We start from the raw sequence: 17,437 nt of genomic DNA, 5'->3' as shown, positions 1-17,437 counted from the left end.
GCCCTCGAGACTCGCGGCTGCGCCGCCTCGCTTCGAGGGCTGACAGCAGACGCGGGCCGAACCCTTTCAGGGCCTCGCTGAACTCGGCACCGAGGACGTGGCCCATTCTCTGGATGAGCCCGGTTCGGATCGGAATCGGGTGGTGACGATGGTGCCGGGCCTTGCGGGCCGGTTTTCGTGCGGGCCGGGGACCACCGGCGCAGTGGCCCGATCACGGTTCGGGCGCCCGGAGGCACCCGGCGTGCCAGTGTCCGACCACTTATCCGGCCGGCACCCGGATCGTGTGCGGTGCGCGATGGCGTACCCCTCTGTTCGCGCGGCGCGTTCGCTGCATCCGATGGTCCCGGCGTCGCCGAAGTAGGTTACGGAAGTCCGCGCGCCCCAGCGTGTCCTGTCGCGCGGCTGCGAACCAGGCATTCGCCAGGCCGTCTGTGCTGTTCCGGGCGCCGGAACGTGATACCGCGGCACTCGAACGTGTTGTCGGGCACGAAATCGCACCCCATCCGGAGGATCCGGCTAGTACGGTATAGCCACCGCATTGCTGCGGGGTGAATCGGAGCGGTGGGAAAGGCGGGGCAGGATATGTACGATCCGGTAGCGTCGACGACCGGAGTGATTCCATCGCAGGATGACAGGTACGTACGCGTACCGGCCGCCGGGCAGCTGCCGCGGCATCTACGCGGCCCGGGCAACGATGCCATGCCGTTGCTGGAACTCGTGCCGCCGGTGGCCGCGCCCATGGACGCCGCGGACTTCCCGGACGATCCGGCCGAACCTCCGGTCGTACTGGCCGATCGTTACCTCAGCGCCGAACCGATCGATTGGCAGGGCGCCACCGTCTACCCGATGTACAGCGAGCAGTTGTCCACGCCCGCATCGGCGCTCACCATGACGCTGCTGTCGGCGACACCGCCCGCGAGGCCGGCCGGAGTGGGCATCGGACTGTCCGTGATCGGCGGATACATCGATATCGACGGGAAACATCTCGCCGGAGTCGATATCTGGCGCGACGCCCTCGAACGCGGTATCACCTTCGATCTGACCGCTGATTCGCCCGACGCGCTGTTCGCGCTGACACCGGTGTGGTCGGACGCGACAGGCGAACCGCAGTCGTGGGTGGGCAACTACGGCGTTGTCGTCGAGCAGACCGATTCGGGCCGGACGGTGTTGTGGTGCAGCGTGGGCGAGGGTCCACCGCATTTCGCGGATCTGGTGGTGGAGATCCGCAGCATCCCGCTGGATCCGCATCCGCGCTTGTTCACCCCGCGGATTCCGGCGATCTCGGCCCCCGGTGACGCCGCGCTGTACCAACGCGACAGTGCCCGTTCCGCTTCCGGAACGGGCGCTGTGGACGGCGGTTTCGGCGACATAGTGCCCGAACCCGGCAATCCGGCCGAAACCGCCGGCCACTCCGACGAGTCCGATCCGGCCGCGACCGCGGTCCGGCCGCCGGGCATCGCCGAGGTGGAAGGTTATCCCTGCAGTTTCGCCGATCTGTTCCTGCTGAGCCGGGACCCGCAGCGCGGCACGGATTTCCCGCGGTACACCCGGGACCTCCCGGCCGTCGCCACCTCGGACCTCGACCTCGGTCTCCGCGATTTCGGCGGCTACGAGGAATGGCCCGCGGAATGGGACGGGGGCTACGACGAGACCTGGTACGACGATGGCGGCACCGCGGACGATTACCAGCGGTTTCCCGGCGGCCCGAGCGCGTACGGCACCGCCGGACCGGCCGGCTGGGCAGAGAATCCCGAGCAGACCGGCCTGGTGCCGGTGATCCGGGACGCCGGCCTTCCCGACTACGGGCACGAACCGCCCCGGCCCGCGGCGTCGAGCGACCGGGCCGCGTTGGTCGCGGATCATCTCCCGGCGGCGCCACGCCATCGGAGTGACGACTCGTTCGATATGACCGACGCGCTGGCCGATACCGTGGCCGACGGTTCGCTGCCCCCGGTACCGGCCGGGAAGCCCACATCCGCCACCGATCTCGCGGATCCGGATCGGCTCCACACCCTGGGCGGCGCCGCGCATGCGCTGGGCAATGACGAGCAGGCCGTCCGATTGTGGGCACCGGCGGCCCGGGCCGGACATATCGGCGCCGCCTACGATCTCGGGCTGCTGTATCTGCGGCGCGAGGAGCCGGAGGCCGCCGAAGTGTGGTGGCGAGCGGCCGCCGCGCGACGGTTGATCCCGGCGATGTCGGGGCTGGCGGACCTGCTCGAACGGCGCGGAGCCGGGGCCGAAGCACGAATGTGGCGGGCCCAGGCGGTCGCCGAGGAAGTGATCGCCACCGCCATTCATCCCGGCATCGGCGCGGTGGGCGGCGATTAGTTTCGGCGGCGGAGCCGGTCTGAGGTGGTGACGTATCCGCACGGTCACCCCTTGACCTAAACCATTGTCGAGGTAGTTGAGTTCATGAGTATGGGAACCCCACACCGAACCGCCGCCGAGGCCACCGACCGCCTCGACGTCCACGACCCCACCGTGCGAACCTTCGCGCAACTGCTGGTGAACGTGCTGCTCGTCTCATTCATCAACTTCACGGTGTGGTTCGGCATCACCTTCTTCGTGTACCTGCAGACCCGCTCGGTGTTCGCGACCGGGATGATCGCCGGGATCTTCCTGGTCGCCATGGCGGGTACCGGCGTCTGGTTCGGCAGTATCGTCGACCACCAGCGCAAGAAGTCGGTGATGCAGGCCTCCGCGCTGATCTCCCTGGGCATCTACGCACTCGCGCTGGCGTTCTATGCGGCGACACCCACCGCCGCCTGGCAGGACCCGGCGAGCATACGGCTGTGGATACTGATCGTGCTGCTGATGACCGGAGTGGTGGCCGGCGGGCTGCGCACGATCGCGCTGCCGACCGTGGTCACCGCTATGTTCCACGCCCGCGTCCGCGACCGGGCCAACGGCCTCGTCGGCACCACGACCGGCATCTCGCACCTGGTGACCTCGGTGGCCAGTGCCCTGCTCGTCGGTTGGAACGGGATGCTGGGCATCCTGATCCTCGCGGTGGTCGTGCTGACCGGCGCGCTGGTGCACCTGCACCGGCTCACCCTCCCCGATACGCTGGCCCGGGCCGCTGCCGCCGGTGAACCTCGTCGCGTCGATCTCCGCGGAACGGTCCGGGTCGTCCGCGGGATCCCCGGCATGATCCCGCTGATCACGTTCGCCGCGCTGAACAACCTGCTCTTCGGCGGGCTCATGGCGCTGATGGATCCCTATGCCCTGTCCATGATGTCGGTGCAGGTCTGGGGCGTCACCTGGGGCGTGCTGAGCGGTGTGATGATCGTGGGCGGACTGCTGGTCGCGCGGACCGGCACCTCGTCGAACCCGGTGCGCCTGATCCTGCTGGTCAACATGGCTCTCTGGGCCGTCATGCTGATCTTCCCGATGCGCGATTCAGTGCTCCTGCTGTTCGGCGGAATGGCGGTGTTCATGCTGCTCATGCCCTTCGCCGAAGCGGCCGAACAGACGGTGCTGCAAAAGGTCGTGCCCTACGAACGGCAGGGTCGCGTCTTCGGTTTCGCGCAGAGCGTGGAACAGGCCGCCTCTCCGCTGACCGCCTTCCTGATCAGCCCGCTCGCCCAGTTCTTCTTCATCCCGTTCATGACCGACGGGCCCGGTGCCCGGTCGATCGGCGGCTGGTTCGGTACCGGCGAGGCCCGTGGAATGGCTCTGGTGTTCGTGCTGCTCGGCATACTGGGCCTGCTGTTCACCGGATATGCGCTGGGTAGCAAGTACTACCGCCGGCTGAGCCGCAGCTACCGCGACGGCGCCCAGGCCGCGATCACGCCCGCGGACATCCCTTCAGCAGGTCCGGCCGGCACCACCGTGGACGCCGAACTGGCCGAGCTCGCCCCGCCCGCAACCTGCGGAGAACACGCGGGCGCGCGATGAGCCCCTTTTCGCAGCGGAAATTCGCTGTACCGGCTCGCCACCATCACCTACAGTCGCCCGCATGGGAACTTTGTGCATCAACGGAGTGTGCGCGGTCGGCGCGTTCTACCTCCGCCTGCGCACGGCAGCTCGGACTCTGCCGGTGCACACCACACTCCGCTGACCGGCCGGTAATCCCCACCGCGGGATCACCCGGCCGTAGGTAGGCCCGTCGGCACCCACCGCCCCGCCTGTCGCGACCCCCATTCCGGCGCCCGTCGGCGCCGCATCTGCACCCGGCATGGGTCCGGGCGAATCAAGCACACCTCGATTCGGCCCACTCCCTCGGAGGATCCATGTCCCGCCACGACCGGCATTCGCCTGCCCGCATATCCGCGACCCGTAAACGGCTGTCGCAGAACTTCCTCACCGACCCCGCCACCGCCCGCCGTATCGTGCGCTCCTCGGGTATCGGACGCGACGACCTCGTGCTCGAGATCGGGCCCGGAGACGGGACGCTCACCCGTCCACTTCTGGACCGCGCCGGCCGGGTGCTCGCCTACGAGAAGGACCGCCGCTACGCTCGGCGGCTCGCCGTGCGTTACGCGGAGAACCCCCGATTCCACGTGGTACACAGCGATTTCCGGGCGGCCGCCCCGCCGGACCGGCCGTTCGCCGTGGTCGCCAACGTCCCGTTCGCGGTCACCACCGATATCGTCCGGTGGTGTCTGGCGGCACGGCATCTCAGCTCGGCGACACTGCTCACCCAGTACGAGTTCGCCCGCAAACACACCGGCGACTACGGCCGCTGGTCGAAACTCACCGTGACGCACTGGCCGGATACCGAATTCGCCCTGGGCCACCGGCTCGACCGACGCGAATTCTCTCCGGTGCCACGGGTCGACGCAGCTCTGTTGCGGATCGTGCCCCGCACCGAACCACTCCTCCCGGAACATATCCGGAACCGATACCGGAGGCTGGTCGACCTGGGATTCTCGGGGGTCGGCGGATCGTTCGCGGCCTCCCTGCGGCGCGCGCACCCTGCCCGTGCGGTGGCGGCCGCGTGCGCGGCGGCCGGAATCCCCGCCGATGTTCCGGTGGGCTTCGTGGCACCGGGGTCCTGGCTCATCGTCTTCCGCCTTCTCGACGGGGGCGATACCGGCGGATCTACTCCCCGCGCTGCGCGGGAGACGTCACGGCGCAGCCGGTGATTCGAACACGACGACGGGGACGAACCTCGCGGGTTCGTCCCCGTCGCCATGGGCGGCTCGCCGCCCTACACCGGCGTGAATTCGCGATCGGCGATATACGTCGGCCGTTGTCCCGGCGCGGCGAACGGCTCTTCCAGGGCATTCTCCACACTGTTGAACACCAGGAAGATATTCGACCGCGGGAACGGTGTGATGTTGTTCGCCGACGCGTGCATGATGTTCGAATCGAACAACAGCGCCGAACCGGCCGGACCCGTGAACTGGGTTATCCCGTACTTATGGGCCAGATCCGTGATATCGGCCTTGCTCGGCACCCCTATCTCCTGCTCTCGCAGTGACTCCCGAAAGTGGTCCGCGGGTGTCGCACCCCGACAGGGCACGAACGTCTGGTGGGACCCCGGCATAACCATCAGGCTGCCGTTATACGGGTAGTTGTCGGTCAACGCGATGGACAGGCTCACCGCCCGAGGCGACGGCATACCGTCTTCGGCATGCCATGTCTCGAAATCGGAGTGCCAGTAGAAACCGGAGCCGAACCCGGGCAGATAGTTGACCCGGCTCTGGTGGATATACACATCCGAACCCAGAACCTGCCGGGCCAGGTCGACCACCCGTGATTCTCGCACCAGTTCCGCCACCGCCGGGCTCAGCTTGTGCACCTCGAATACCGAGCGCACCTGCTGCGACGATTTCTCTACGATGAGCCGCTCGTCACCCCACAACTCGGGATCGCTTGCCAGCCTGTCGATCTCGGCGGCGTATTCGGCCACCTCCTCCGGAGACAGCAAGCGATCCATCATTGCGAAACCGTCGGTATCGAACGCATCCAGCTCCGCGTTGCCGATCCGGCCCCACACAGTTGCGTCGTGCCGCTGCTGTAGCGGCAGGCGCTCCGCGATTCTGGTCGGATAGCGATCGATCCGATTGTCTACCAACGTCGTTCGTCCTTCCTCTCAGTCGGCCGGAACGGCGATCAACGGATAAACGCCGTTCTCGTCGTGCACCTCCTGCCCCGTGACAGGAGGATTGAACACGCACAGCATCCGCATCCGTGTCCGTGTCCGCACCTCATGCTTCTCGTGCCCGTTGAGCAGATACATCGTGCCCGGGGCGAGGTCGTAGGTGCGGTCGTTGGTCAGGTCGGTGAGGGTGCCTTCACCCTCGACCAGCCAGACCGCTTCCACATGGTTCTGATAGTGGAAGACGTGGGTGGTGCCGGGTTCGATGGTGGTCTCGTGGAACGAGAATCCGACTCCATCACCGCCCAGCACGATGCGCTTGCTCCGCCAGCTTTCGGCACCCACATCGCGTGCGGTGCCGGTGATCTCTTCTGTGGTGCGAACGATCATTCGGTGTTTCCCTTTCAGCTGCAAACAGTTTCGACGGCGTCGCTCAGGATGTGCAGACCCTGATCGAGTTCGTCATCGGCGATGGTCAGCGGCGGCAGCAGTTTGACGACTTCGTCGGACGCACCCGAGGTCTCGGTGAGCAGACCACGGTCGAACGCGACCTGGCACACCTTGACGGCCTGCGAGGCGTCCTCGAAGACCAGCCCGTGTACCAGGCCACGGCCGCGAGTGGATACTCCCGGAACGGCCACGGCGACCTCGTTGAGCGCCGCGGCCACCCGCTTCCCCTTGGCAAGGGTGGCCTTCTCCAGTACATCATCGGACCAATAGTGTTCGAGCGCTACCTGCGCCGTCACGAAGGACGGATTGTTACCGCGGAAGGTGCCGTTGTGCTCGCCCGGTGACCACACGTCATGTTCCGGCTTCATCAGCACCAGCGCCATCGGCAGGCCGTATCCACCGACCGACTTGGACAGGGTCACGATATCGGGGGTGATACCCGCCGATTCGAAGGAGAAGAACGGCCCGGTACGCCCACAACCCATCTGGACATCGTCGACGATGAGCAGGATGCCCCGCTCGGAGCACAGCGCGGCCAGGTGCCGCAGCCATTCGTCGCGCGCCAGATTCACACCGCCCTCACCCTGCACGGTTTCCACGATCACCGCGGCCGGGCGGTCGAGACCGGAGGAGGAATCGTCGAGCACCCGCTCCATCCACAGGAAATCGGTGATGGTGCCGTCGAAATAGCCGTCATACGGCATCGGGGTGGCGTGGTTGAGCGGCACACCGGCGCCGGCGCGCTTCATCGCGTTACCGGTCACCGACAGTGCGCCCAGGGTCATGCCGTGGAACGCGTTGGTGAAGCTCAGGATCGTCTGCCGGCCGGTCACCTTGCGCGCCAGCTTCAGCGCGGCCTCGACCGCGTTGGCGCCGGTCGGGCCGGGGAACTGGACCTTGTAGTTCAGTCCGCGCGGGGCCAGCAGGGTATCGCGCACGGTTTCCAGCAGCTTGCGCTTGGCGACCGTGGACATATCCAGACCGTGGGTGATGCCGTCACCGGCGATGTAGTCCAGCAGCGCGGACTTCAGTACCGGATTGTTGTGTCCGTAGTTCAGCGCGCCCGCGCCGGCGAAGAAGTCGAGGAAATCCTTACCGTTCTCGTCACGCAACCATGCGCCCTGGGCGGTATCGAAAACCGTCGGCCAGGAGCGGCAGTAACCGCGGACATTGGATTCCAGTTCATCGAAGATCGTCGTTTCGGGGGTAATCATCTCAGTGATCCCTTTCGTTATTACGGGCGATCGGGGAAATGTGGTAAAGGTCCTCGGCGGCGTGGCTGTCCGGGAAAACATCCGGGTCGAACAGATCGCTGCGCACCATATCGGCGCCGCGGCGGCGGGCCAGCGACGAGAACATGGCGATCGAGGCGGGGTTATCAGGAGAAACGGTGGTCTCCAGCGCATCGACGCTGCCGCCGGCGGGGTGCCCGGGCGCGGTGACGGTGGATACCAGCCAATCCAGCATGGCGACGCCGGTGCCCCGGCCGCGCTGGTCGGCGTCGACAGCGACCTGCCATACGAACAGGGTGCCGGGCGCCTCCGGTCTCAGGTAGCCGGTGACGAAGCCGACCACGCGGCCGTCGCTCTCGGCGACTACAGATGTGGTGGCGAAGTCGCGGCACCACAGAAGATAGGCATAGCTCGAATTGACATCCAGGACCTGCGACTCGTCGGCGATCTGCCACAACCTCGCGGCGTCGGCGATCCGCGGCGCGCGCAGGACCACGCCGGTACTGGCGGGCTCCGCATCGGTTGCGGACGAAGGCGTCGAGTCGGTGCCGGCGGTGCCGGCGGTCTGCGTGGACTCAGCTTGTAAAGACATACAACTCCGATGTCTGCTTGCAGTACTTTCCCAGGCTCACGAATGAACTTTGAGGTGACCTGGTCGAGTTCTTTACGATCGTGTTACAGGCGTATGACGTCGTTCCTCTCTTTGTATAACCGGAAGCCGGATGATGAAACGGGCCCCACCACCGGGACGTTCGACACATTCCACTCGGCCGCGATGGGTCACCACCGTTTCCGCCACCAGCGCCAGGCCGATTCCGGTCCCGCCGGTGGCGGAACGCCGCCCCGAGCGCGCGGTGGCGAAGCGTTCGAAGATCCGGTCGCGGTCGGTGGCCGCCACGCCGGGTCCGGCGTCGTCGACCTCGACGACGGCGTCCGCACCGTCGCGGCGCACCGTGACCCCGACAACGCCTCGGCCGTGCCGGTCGGCGTTCTCGAGCAGATTCAGCACCGCGCGCTCGAGCTCCAGTTTGCGGCCGAGCACGGTGACGTCGTCGTCGACCGTGAGCAGTGCGGCCGGGCGGTAGCTGTCGCCGAGGGTGTGCGTGAGCAGGTCACCCACCGATACCGAGTCCATATCCCCGTGGTGCATTCCCGCTTCCACCCGGGCCAGCGCCAGCAGATCGTCGAGGAGCCGCCGCAGGTGTTCCACTTCCGCGGTCACCAGGTCCAAGGCCTGACGCGAACGCGGCGGGCAGTCGTCCCGGTACCGGTTCAGTACACCCACGGCCGTCGTCAAGGTGGTCAGCGGGGTCCGCAACTCGTGGCTCACATCACCGAACAGGCGATGTTCCCGATCGATCCGCCGTTGTAGCGAATCGATCATTCTGTTGAAGGACGCCACAGTACTCGACAGGTCCTGGTCGTTGCTATCGGGCAGTCGCGTATCCAGCTCCCCCGACGCGATCAGCGCGGCGGCCTCGGCCACATCGCGCAGCGGCTTCAGCATCCGGCGGCCGACCCAGACTCCGACCCCGGCGCCGACGAGTGCCGCCGTCAGCGCGCAACTGATCAGCAGGACGGGCCGATGGCGAAGGCGTTCGCTGAAGGTACGGCTCTCCTCGCTGACCACGGCGAACACCGCCAGCACCAGGACCAGCGCCATCAGGCCGGAGGACGCCGCGAATGCGGTGGTCACCCGGCTACGCAGGCTCCAGCGCCCCGGATCGGGTCCGATCCGGGTTGCGCTCTGCACACTGCTCATCGTTTAGCGCTGCACGTCCAGCCGGTAACCGAGGCCACGGACGGTGACCACGATCCGCGGATCGGAAGGATCCCGCTCGATCTTGGTTCGCAATCTGCGCATATGCACATCGACAATCCGCTCGTCCCCGAAGAAACCGCGGTCCCAGACGCGTTCCAGCAGGACATCGCGGCTCAGCACCCGGCCGGGCGCCTCGGCCAGTTCGCACAGCAGCCGGAATTCGGTGATGGTGAGACCGATCTCTTCGTCCCCCCGCCGGACCGCGCCCCCGTCGGGGGACAGGATCAACGGTGCGTCGGGATCGGCGTCGAGAACCACTTCGATCGGGGCCTCACGTTCCACCGAGAACCGCGCGCGACGGCGCAGCGCCCGCATCCGCGCGGTGATCTCCTTGATTTCGAAGGGTTTGGTGACGAAATCGTCAGCGCCCGCCTCCAGCGCGGCGACCACATCGTGGGTATCGTCGCGGGCGCTGACCACGATGATCGGCACATCGTGCTCCCGGCGGATCTCACGGATACAGGTGAACCCGTCCATTCCGCCAAGCATCAGATCGACGATCATCACATCGGGCACACCGATCGTGCGCAGATGGGTGAGCGCGGCCTCGGCTTCCTCGGCCTCCGCGACGTCGTAGCCCTCGTCTTCCATCGCCAGGCGCAAAGCACCCCGGACCCGGTCGTCGTCTTCCACGATCATCAGGTTCGCGCTCAAATTTTCATTCCCTTGCAGACGCACGTGGCGTGCCGCGGCGCGGGTTTCGCATCCCCAAACCGACGCGACAGCCCGCTACTCAGCTTACTCGAGCAACCTTCCGGTTATACGATTAGCCGGAATGACCGCGAAGTAAACCCCTGCAGTGAAATGACTCACGTTCAGATGTCGTGCGCATGCTCCAGGCGGAAGAAGTTACTCGGCGTTCCGTCGGCGCGTAACTCCTGGTATCGGAAACTCAGCTTGCGTGCGTCGAAGCTCGCGAACCAGTCGGCCCAGCTGACCGGTTGCAGGACCGCACCGCCGTAGTGCGGAAAATCCAATCGCAGCACGCCCATCTCGCCGTCGTAACGGCTGTTGGGCATCGTCGCCGGATTCGCACCGCGCCGCTGAGCCCACTGGCGGATGACCTCATGATTCGTGGTGACCATCGTTGTTCCCGGAGCGGCGGACAGGCCACCCTTCATGACGAACCTCCTTGCGGTAGGTGCGTACCTGCTCGTCCGGCCGACCTTGGGTGTCGCACCGGCTTTCCGGGTTTGTACCCGACTTCGCACTTTTGCAAACACGGCGGACAACCGGAAGCCGGCCCGTCCACATCGGGCAGGATTACCGGCACCCGCTGTCGCGGCACCCGGGATACCGATTGCCGAGAAGTTGCCGGATCCGGCAAACGACTCACAGACCGCCGGACACCGGGGCGAGCGCGACCGTGATGTTATCGCTGCCGCCGCAGACCACGGCGTAATCGACGAGCGCGCGTGCCGCGTCGACGGTCGGTGCGCCGAGGGCGCGCTGAGCGAGATCCGCCGGAGCCGGGAGGTAGTTCCACAGCCCGTCGGTGCACAGCAACAGCAGTCCGGGTGACTCCACGTAATAGGTGCGGATACTGTCCGCCGACCACGGGTGCTGACCCGCGTCGGCGCCCAGCCAGCGCATCAGGGTATGGGCTCGCGGATCGGCCATGGCCGCCTGTTCGTCCATCGCGCCCGCCTCGACCAGGGTCTGCGCCCAGGAATCGTCGACCGTGAGTTTCTGCGCGGCCGACAGAGCGGCGGGATGGCCGGGCCGGGCCGGTTGTTCGGCGGCCGGTTCGCCGGGAGCCAGCCAGTAGGCGCGGCTGTCACCGATATTGGAAACGGTTACCGAGGTCCGGCCATCGGCCTCGGAACGCACGATCGCCGAAACATAGGTGCAGGAGGGCGCGTCACCGTCCGGGCCGACCAGATTGCGGACCGCCTCGGACGCGGCCGCCATCCCCGCGGCGGCGGCCTCCTCGGCGGTCCGGTCGCCGGCCAGCGCGGCCAGGCACGCATCCACACCGGTACGCGCCGCGGATCCGGAGGCCGCCTGCGGATCCGGAGAGGAGGAGACACCGTCACACACCACCAGCACGATGGTCTCCGGACGGCCGTCGTCGTCGGGGACCACGGCGGCGGCCACCGCGTCCTCGTTGCGCGCGTGCAGGATCCCTCGATCGGTGACCAGACCGGCCACGCCCAGATCGGCCTCGAAGCGGTCCTGGATCCGGTGCGGACGCTCACAGGCCGAGCAGCGCGGGCCACGGCCCTGGGTCCCGCAGTGCACGCACACCACTTCGGCGAGCTCGTCGTCGGGCAGTGCGACGCGATGGATACCCTGGGCGACCGCCTGCCGCGGGACGGTGTCCTCGACGGCCGCGAGCCGGCGCCGGGTATCGGTCGTCTCCCGTATTCTCGGCTCGGTCTCCCGTACTATCGGCTCGGTCACCGCGCCCAGGATATCGGCCGGGTCGGCGCCCCCGGCGTTCGCGTCGGAGTTCATCCTGCCGCCATAATCATGAATAGCTCCCGGTGTTGCCCGATCCCGATACCCCCGGTCCGCACACCGCCCCCTTCGATCGACCCGTTTCCATACTGACGATGGAAGATAGTACGGGGTAGGCGGGCGGGCGCGTTCAACCGCGCTCCTCGACCGCGCGCACCGTCTTACGCGCCGCGACCAGCACCGGATCCCAGACCGGGGAGAACGGCGGGGCGTAGCCGAGATCGAGTGCGATCATCTGGGTTACGGTCATCCGCGCGGTCAGCGCGACCGCCGCGATATCGACACGTTTACCGGCGCCTTCCCGTCCCACGATCTGCACGCCGAGCAACCTGCCGGTACCACGCTCGGCGATCATCTTGACCGTCATCGGAGCCGCTTCCGGGTAATAGCCTGCACGGCTGGTGGATTCGATGGTCGCGGTAACGTACTGCAGACCCGCGGCGCGCGCGTCCTTCTCACGTAACCCGGTCCGCGCGACTTCGAGATCGCACACTTTGCTCACGGCCGTCCCCACCACACCGGGGAAGGTGGCATAGCCGCCCCCGATATTCGCCCCGATGATCTGCCCGTGCTTGTTCGCGTGAGTGCCCAGTGGAATATGGCGGCGCATCCCCGAGACCAGATCCAGAACCTCCACACAGTCGCCGCCGGACCAGATGTCGTCGTGCCCGCGGACCCGCAGGGCCGAATCCGTCAGCAGGCCGCCGTGTCCACCGAGCGGCAGCCCGGCCGCCGCGGCGAGGCCGGTCTCGGGAACCACACCGATTCCCAGCACCACCACATCGGCCGGATACACGGTACCGCCGGCCACCACACCGCGTACCCGTCCGTCGGGGCCGGTCCGGATCTCGCCGACCTCGCTGTCGCCCACCACCGTCACCCCCAGCCCGCGCAGGGCGCCGCGCACCAGCGACCCCATATCCGGGTCCAGCGTCGACATGGGTTCGGCCCCACGGTGGACAACGGTCACCTCGAATCCCCGCCGGATCAGCGCCTCCGCCATCTCGACCCCGATATAGCCGGCGCCGACCACCACCGCGCGCCGGCCCGTGGTGGCGGACAGGGTCGCGATGAGGGCTTCACCGTCGTCCAGGGTCTGCACCCCGTGCACACCGGGCGCGTCGATACCGGGTAGTTCCGGGCGGATCGGTCGGGCCCCCGTCGCCACGACGAGGGCGTCGTACCCGGTCCAGGTTTCGGCTCCGGTGGCCAGATCATGGCCGCGAACCCGGCGGCCGGCGATATCGAACTCGACCACCTCGGTTCGCAACCGCACGTCGATTCCCCGGGCCCGATGTTCCTCGGGGGTGCGTGCGATCAGATCGTCGCGGTGCTCGACCTGCCCACCCACCCAGTACGGGATCCCGCAGGCGGAATACGAGGTGTGATGGCCTCGTTCGAACACCACGATCTCGAGGTCGTCCGCGTCCCGGTACCGCCGGGCCTGTGCGGCCGCGGACATTCCGGTGGCGTCACCGCCGACGATCACCAACCGATCGGTCATACGACCAACCTACCCAGCGCCCGGCCCGCCGTTCGACGTCCGCACCGGGGCGTGGCGGGGGCGGCGATATGCCTCAGGCCGAACGGGAACCGAACACCGGCAGGCGGCCCACCGCGGACCGCACCGGACCGCGCGTTCCGGTGATCCGGGTACCGGTGCGATCGGTGAAGGTCAGGATGCCGTCTTCGATCGGGCTCCTGCGCAGGTAGGCGCGGTCCCGGAAGTAGCTGTTCACCACTTTCCAGGGTCCGCCGGTGCCCTGCCGCGGCATCACCGCGTCACCGCGCCGGATATAGCCGGAGCTCAGCGCGCCACCCATCACCGACATCTCGGACCGGTCGCCGGGCCCGGCATGGACCTCGAACCGCGTGTATCCCCTGTCGCGCATCCGGTTCAGCACCCGGCAGAAGTATTCGGCGGCGAGGTCGGCCTTCAACGTCCAGGAGGCATTCGTGTAGCCGAGCACCATCAAGGCGTTGGGAATGCCGTCGAGCAGCGATCCCTTGTACATGACGCGCTCCCGGGTCACGACCGGTTCGCCGTCCACCTCCAGCACGGCCCCGCCCAGGATCTGGATGGTGAGGCCGGTGGCGGTCACGACGATATCGGCCTCGATCTCCTCGCCCGAACCGACGCGCACCCCTTTTTCGGTGAAGGTGTCGATCGTATCGGTGACCACCGAGGCCCGGCCGCGGCGCAGCGCCTTGAACAGGTCACCGCCCGGCACCACGCACAACCGCTGATCCCAGGGCGCGTAGGACGGGCTGAAATGGCGCATATCCACCCCGGGCCCGACCGCGGCGCGTACCCAGTTCAGGAACATCTTGCGCGCGAGTCCGGGCTGTTTGCGCGACAGCTGGTAGCTCGCCTGCTGGACCGCGATATTGCGGGCCCGGCCCACCTGATAGGTGAGCCCGGCCGGGGAGCCCACTTTCGTCAGCCCCACCGCGACCGGATCGTCGGCGGGAATGGAGGCGATATAGGTGGGCGAGCGCTGCAGCATGGTCACGTGCTCGGCGTCGTCGACCATCGACGGAACGAGCGTGATGGCGGTAGCGCCGCTCCCTATCACCACGACCTTCTTGCCGCGGTAGTCCAGATCCTCGGGCCAGTGCTGCGGGTGCACGATCTGCCCGGAGAAGGTCTCCTCGCCCGGGAATCCGGGACGATAACCGTTGTCGTAGTCGTAGTAGCCCGTGCATCCGACCAGGAAGGTGCTGGTCCAGGTCTCCTCGGCGCCGGTGGCCTCCTCGATCACCCGCACCGTCCACCGGTTGTCCGGCGTCGACCAGCTCGCCGAGACGACCTTGCGTCCGAACCGGATTTTCGAGGTGACCCCGTATTCGGCGGCGGTCTCCTCGATATAGCGGCGGATCGAGGCGCCGTCGGCGAGCATTTTCGTACCCCGCCAGGGACGGAAGCCGTAGCCGAAGGAATACATATCGGAGTCGGACCGGATACCGGGATAGCGGAACAGATCCCAGGTGCCGCCGATGGCGTTACGGCGCTCCAGGATCGCGTAGCTGCGCCCCGTATTCTCCTTCTCCAGGTGGCAGGCCACATCGATACCGGACAGTCCGGCTCCGATGATCAGTACGTCGACATGCCGCGTCATTGCGTTCCTCGTCTGCTCTCGTGCCGGGGCCGTCGCCGGGAATCACGACAGACGCACCCTTATATGTAACTCAGGGTACCTGATACTGCCGTGGTTCGGCACGCGAGCGGCCGGGCCACACACGACACCCGGTGAATCCCGGTGGCAGCTTCGATCGTGCGCGCACCCGGACCACGATTCAACCCATCACGAATTCTTGCCGGCGCCGGTCGACCCGACCCGCGCCGCCGGGCGGGCCCGATACGCCGGCACCGGGCGGCGGCCTCAGCACAGCACCAGCGCCGCGGTCACCGCCCCCGCGCCACACAGGCCGAGCCCCGCCGGAACCACGAACCCGGACGGCCACCGTGGCCGCCCCCGTTCCGGGTTCGCCGCGGAATCCGCCCGCGGCCGCCCGGGCCGTCCCCGGCTCCCGAACCTGCGCACCAGGGCGCCCACCGTGATCACAACCATCGTGACAAGCACTTCGGCCTCCTCACGCCTCAGCCGTCGCGAATGCCGGCTCCACCGCGCCGGGCGGCCGGACCACGCCGCGCAGCAGCAGGCTCTCCGCCGTATCGACAACGGTCTCCCGGACCGGTCGCATCGTCCAGCCCAGCTCCCGGCGCGCCCGATCGGCGATCACGCGCTCGACCCGGCCGAGCGCCGGCACCGTCAGCCGGAGCCCGGGGTCCACCAGCGCGACCGCCCGGACCAGCACATCGGGGAGGGGACGGGTGACGATCCGCAGCCCGCGGGCCCGATACACCTCGTCCAGCATCCGGGCCATATCCCGCATCCAGACATGTTCGCCGGCGCAGATATACCGCCTACCGGCCGCCTCCGGCGTCTCCAGGGCCAGCCGATGAGCCACCGCGAGATCCCGGACGTCCACCACCGACCACCCCACCCGAGGCACTCCGGGCGCCTCCCGGGCCAGTAACCGGCGAACCGGTTCGTGCGAGGTACTGGTGACCGGCGACAGCACCGGACCGAGCACCATCCCCGGGTTCAGCACGACCAGCGAGAACCCGTGCGAAGCGGGTAGCGATTCCGCGAACTCCCAGGCCGCCCGCTCGGCGAGCGTTTTGCTGCGCTGATAGGCCGGGCTGCGTTCGACCACGGTCCAATCCGCTTCCGTACGCGGCGCCGAATCACGATGCCCGTGCGCGACCGCGGCGATGGAGGAGGTCAGCACCACCCTCCGGATAGCCGGATCGGCGGCACCGGCACGCAGCACTCGCAGCGTCCCGTCGACGGCCGTGCGAATCAGTTCGTCGTCGTCATCCGGCGGCCCCGCCGGAAACGGGGAGGCGACGTGCAGGATCGCGCCGCAACCGGCGACAGCCTCGGCCCAGCCCGCATCGCGGTCCAGATCGGCTTCGGCGAATTCCAGTTCACCGCCGATGCGCGTGGCGTGGTCGACCAGATGGGCTCGCGTGGCGGTCGCGGCGAGGTCGCGCACCGTCGCGCGCACCGCGTACCCGTGCCCGAGTAGTTCGGTGATGACATGGCCGGCGACGAATCCGGTAGCGCCGGTGACGAGTACCCGTGTGCTCATATTCACCTGTCCTGGTTCGGGCGGCGCCAATCTGAACGCCGCTCACATAATCTAAGCACTGTATAGATTTGCTGTCCAGACCCCACTTCGACTATTCCGTCCGCTCGCTTACGCTCGGATGGTGACCCGGACCTCCTACCACCACGGCGCCCTCCGCGACGCACTGCTCGCGGCCAGCCTGCGGCTCATCGAAACCGAGGGAATCGCGGCGGTGAGTCTGCGGCGGGTCGCCCGCGAAGCCGGTGTGAGTTCGGGCGCGCCGTATCACCATTTCGCCGACCGCGCCGCCCTGCTCGCCGACCTCGCCACGCAGGGATTCCGGTTGCTCGCCGGACAACTCACGGCCGCCCGGACGGCCGCCGACTCCCCCACCGCCGCACTGACGGCCATGGGCCACAGCTACGTGCGATTCGCCCGGGAACAGCCCGGCTACTTCCGGCTGATGTTCCGGCCCGAGCTCTCGCAACCGGAGAAACATCCGGATACCCGCGCCGCCGGTGAGGCCGCGTTCGAAGTGCTCGCCGACGCCGTCGGCGACTGTGTCGCCGCGGGCGAACTCGAGCCCTCGCGAGCCCAATCGGTCACCCTCACCGTCTGGGCACTCGGCCACGGCATGGCCTCGCTCTGGCTCGACGGTCAGCTCGACAAACGCGGCGCCCTGCTCGGCACGCCCGCGAGCGCACTGGTCGACTCGGTCCTCGACAACCTCGGTGGATTACTCGCCCGCGAAACCTGATCCGGCGGTGGCCGCGCGGTTCGAGATAT

At 67.7% G+C, this 17,437-nt stretch carries 16 protein-coding genes; 4 read left to right on the top strand and 12 right to left on the bottom strand.

Annotated elements, in window-relative coordinates; translation table 11 throughout:
• The first annotated feature begins 612 nt into the window (after positions 1-612).
• The 3 genes from AB0F41_RS25670 to erm all read left to right on the top strand — a co-directional run bounded on the left by AB0F41_RS25670 (position 613) and on the right by erm (position 5,090).
• Entirely contained in the window at positions 613-2,331 is a 1,719-nt protein-coding gene (locus AB0F41_RS25670) for a hypothetical protein (RefSeq protein ID WP_357428026.1), read from the top strand.
• An 84-nt stretch (positions 2,332-2,415) separates the two neighbouring features.
• A complete protein-coding gene (locus AB0F41_RS25665) occupies positions 2,416-3,900 on the top strand; it encodes an MFS transporter (protein ID WP_357428024.1) in 1,485 nt (494 codons plus the stop codon).
• A gap of 335 nt (positions 3,901-4,235) precedes the next feature.
• Positions 4,236-5,090: an ErmE/ErmH/ErmO/ErmR family 23S rRNA (adenine(2058)-N(6))-methyltransferase gene (gene erm, locus AB0F41_RS25660; protein ID WP_357428022.1), complete on the top strand. Its 855-nt coding sequence runs from the start codon at positions 4,236-4,238 to the stop codon at positions 5,088-5,090.
• 65 nt (positions 5,091-5,155) lie between these two features.
• Here erm and thpD read toward each other — a convergent pair whose 3' ends face one another.
• From thpD to AB0F41_RS25600, 12 genes are all read right to left on the bottom strand, one after another.
• A complete protein-coding gene (gene thpD / locus AB0F41_RS25655) occupies positions 5,156-6,025 on the bottom strand; it encodes an ectoine hydroxylase (protein ID WP_357428020.1) in 870 nt (289 codons plus the stop codon).
• 18 nt (positions 6,026-6,043) lie between these two features.
• Positions 6,044-6,439, bottom strand: a complete 396-nt coding sequence (locus tag AB0F41_RS25650; protein ID WP_357428018.1) for an ectoine synthase — start codon at positions 6,437-6,439, stop codon at positions 6,044-6,046.
• Positions 6,440-6,453: 14 nt separating this feature from the next.
• A complete protein-coding gene (gene ectB / locus AB0F41_RS25645) occupies positions 6,454-7,713 on the bottom strand; it encodes a diaminobutyrate--2-oxoglutarate transaminase (protein ID WP_357428016.1) in 1,260 nt (419 codons plus the stop codon).
• Between the two features lies 1 nt (position 7,714).
• Positions 7,715-8,323, bottom strand: coding sequence for a diaminobutyrate acetyltransferase (ectA, locus tag AB0F41_RS25640; RefSeq protein ID WP_357428014.1), 609 nt, complete (start codon positions 8,321-8,323; stop codon positions 7,715-7,717).
• A 72-nt stretch (positions 8,324-8,395) separates the two neighbouring features.
• Complete coding sequence (locus AB0F41_RS25635) at positions 8,396-9,484, bottom strand: HAMP domain-containing sensor histidine kinase (RefSeq protein WP_357428012.1); 1,089 nt, start codon at positions 9,482-9,484, stop codon at positions 8,396-8,398.
• A gap of 12 nt (positions 9,485-9,496) precedes the next feature.
• Positions 9,497-10,207, bottom strand: a complete 711-nt coding sequence (locus AB0F41_RS25630; protein WP_357428010.1) for a response regulator transcription factor — start codon at positions 10,205-10,207, stop codon at positions 9,497-9,499.
• A 161-nt stretch (positions 10,208-10,368) separates the two neighbouring features.
• Positions 10,369-10,674 carry a hypothetical protein gene (locus AB0F41_RS25625; protein ID WP_357428008.1) on the bottom strand — a complete coding sequence of 102 codons (306 nt, stop codon included), beginning with the start codon at positions 10,672-10,674 and terminating at the stop codon, positions 10,369-10,371.
• A gap of 211 nt (positions 10,675-10,885) precedes the next feature.
• A complete protein-coding gene (locus AB0F41_RS25620) occupies positions 10,886-12,010 on the bottom strand; it encodes a protein phosphatase 2C domain-containing protein (protein WP_357428007.1) in 1,125 nt (374 codons plus the stop codon).
• A 133-nt stretch (positions 12,011-12,143) separates the two neighbouring features.
• Entirely contained in the window at positions 12,144-13,517 is a 1,374-nt protein-coding gene (locus AB0F41_RS25615) for an FAD-dependent oxidoreductase (protein WP_357428005.1), read from the bottom strand.
• A 73-nt stretch (positions 13,518-13,590) separates the two neighbouring features.
• Positions 13,591-15,132: an NAD(P)/FAD-dependent oxidoreductase gene (locus AB0F41_RS25610; RefSeq protein WP_357428003.1), complete on the bottom strand. Its 1,542-nt coding sequence runs from the start codon at positions 15,130-15,132 to the stop codon at positions 13,591-13,593.
• Positions 15,133-15,396: 264 nt separating this feature from the next.
• Positions 15,397-15,597: a hypothetical protein gene (locus tag AB0F41_RS25605; RefSeq protein WP_357428001.1), complete on the bottom strand. Its 201-nt coding sequence runs from the start codon at positions 15,595-15,597 to the stop codon at positions 15,397-15,399.
• Positions 15,598-15,607: 10 nt separating this feature from the next.
• Positions 15,608-16,672 carry an aldehyde reductase gene (locus tag AB0F41_RS25600; RefSeq protein ID WP_357427999.1) on the bottom strand — a complete coding sequence of 355 codons (1,065 nt, stop codon included), beginning with the start codon at positions 16,670-16,672 and terminating at the stop codon, positions 15,608-15,610.
• A gap of 118 nt (positions 16,673-16,790) precedes the next feature.
• On the opposite strand from AB0F41_RS25600, the gene AB0F41_RS25595 reads away from it, so the two are divergent.
• Positions 16,791-17,408: a TetR/AcrR family transcriptional regulator gene (locus AB0F41_RS25595; RefSeq protein ID WP_357427997.1), complete on the top strand. Its 618-nt coding sequence runs from the start codon at positions 16,791-16,793 to the stop codon at positions 17,406-17,408.
• Positions 17,409-17,437: the final 29 nt, after the last annotated feature.

Origin of the sequence: Nocardia sp. NPDC024068, assembly GCF_040638875.1 — a bacterium.
Classification (GTDB): domain Bacteria; phylum Actinomycetota; class Actinomycetes; order Mycobacteriales; family Mycobacteriaceae; genus Nocardia.
This window is presented reverse-complemented; position numbering and strand designations above follow the sequence as displayed.

What these genes read in the sequence shown, in the direction of transcription:
- erm (WP_357428022.1), top strand. Translation starts at nt 4,236, where the DNA reads ATGTCCCGCCACGACCGGCATTCGCCTGCCCGCATATCCGCGACCCGT.
- AB0F41_RS25625 (WP_357428008.1), bottom strand. Translation starts at nt 10,674, where the DNA reads ATGAAGGGTGGCCTGTCCGCCGCTCCGGGAACAACGATGGTCACCACG.
- AB0F41_RS25665 (WP_357428024.1), top strand. Translation starts at nt 2,416, where the DNA reads ATGAGTATGGGAACCCCACACCGAACCGCCGCCGAGGCCACCGACCGC.
- AB0F41_RS25595 (WP_357427997.1), top strand. Translation starts at nt 16,791, where the DNA reads ATGGTGACCCGGACCTCCTACCACCACGGCGCCCTCCGCGACGCACTG.
- ectB (WP_357428016.1), bottom strand. Translation starts at nt 7,713, where the DNA reads ATGATTACCCCCGAAACGACGATCTTCGATGAACTGGAATCCAATGTC.
- AB0F41_RS25615 (WP_357428005.1), bottom strand. Translation starts at nt 13,517, where the DNA reads ATGACCGATCGGTTGGTGATCGTCGGCGGTGACGCCACCGGAATGTCC.
- AB0F41_RS25610 (WP_357428003.1), bottom strand. Translation starts at nt 15,132, where the DNA reads ATGACGCGGCATGTCGACGTACTGATCATCGGAGCCGGACTGTCCGGT.
- ectA (WP_357428014.1), bottom strand. Translation starts at nt 8,323, where the DNA reads ATGTCTTTACAAGCTGAGTCCACGCAGACCGCCGGCACCGCCGGCACC.
- AB0F41_RS25650 (WP_357428018.1), bottom strand. Translation starts at nt 6,439, where the DNA reads ATGATCGTTCGCACCACAGAAGAGATCACCGGCACCGCACGCGATGTG.
- AB0F41_RS25600 (WP_357427999.1), bottom strand. Translation starts at nt 16,672, where the DNA reads ATGAGCACACGGGTACTCGTCACCGGCGCTACCGGATTCGTCGCCGGC.
- AB0F41_RS25620 (WP_357428007.1), bottom strand. Translation starts at nt 12,010, where the DNA reads ATGAACTCCGACGCGAACGCCGGGGGCGCCGACCCGGCCGATATCCTG.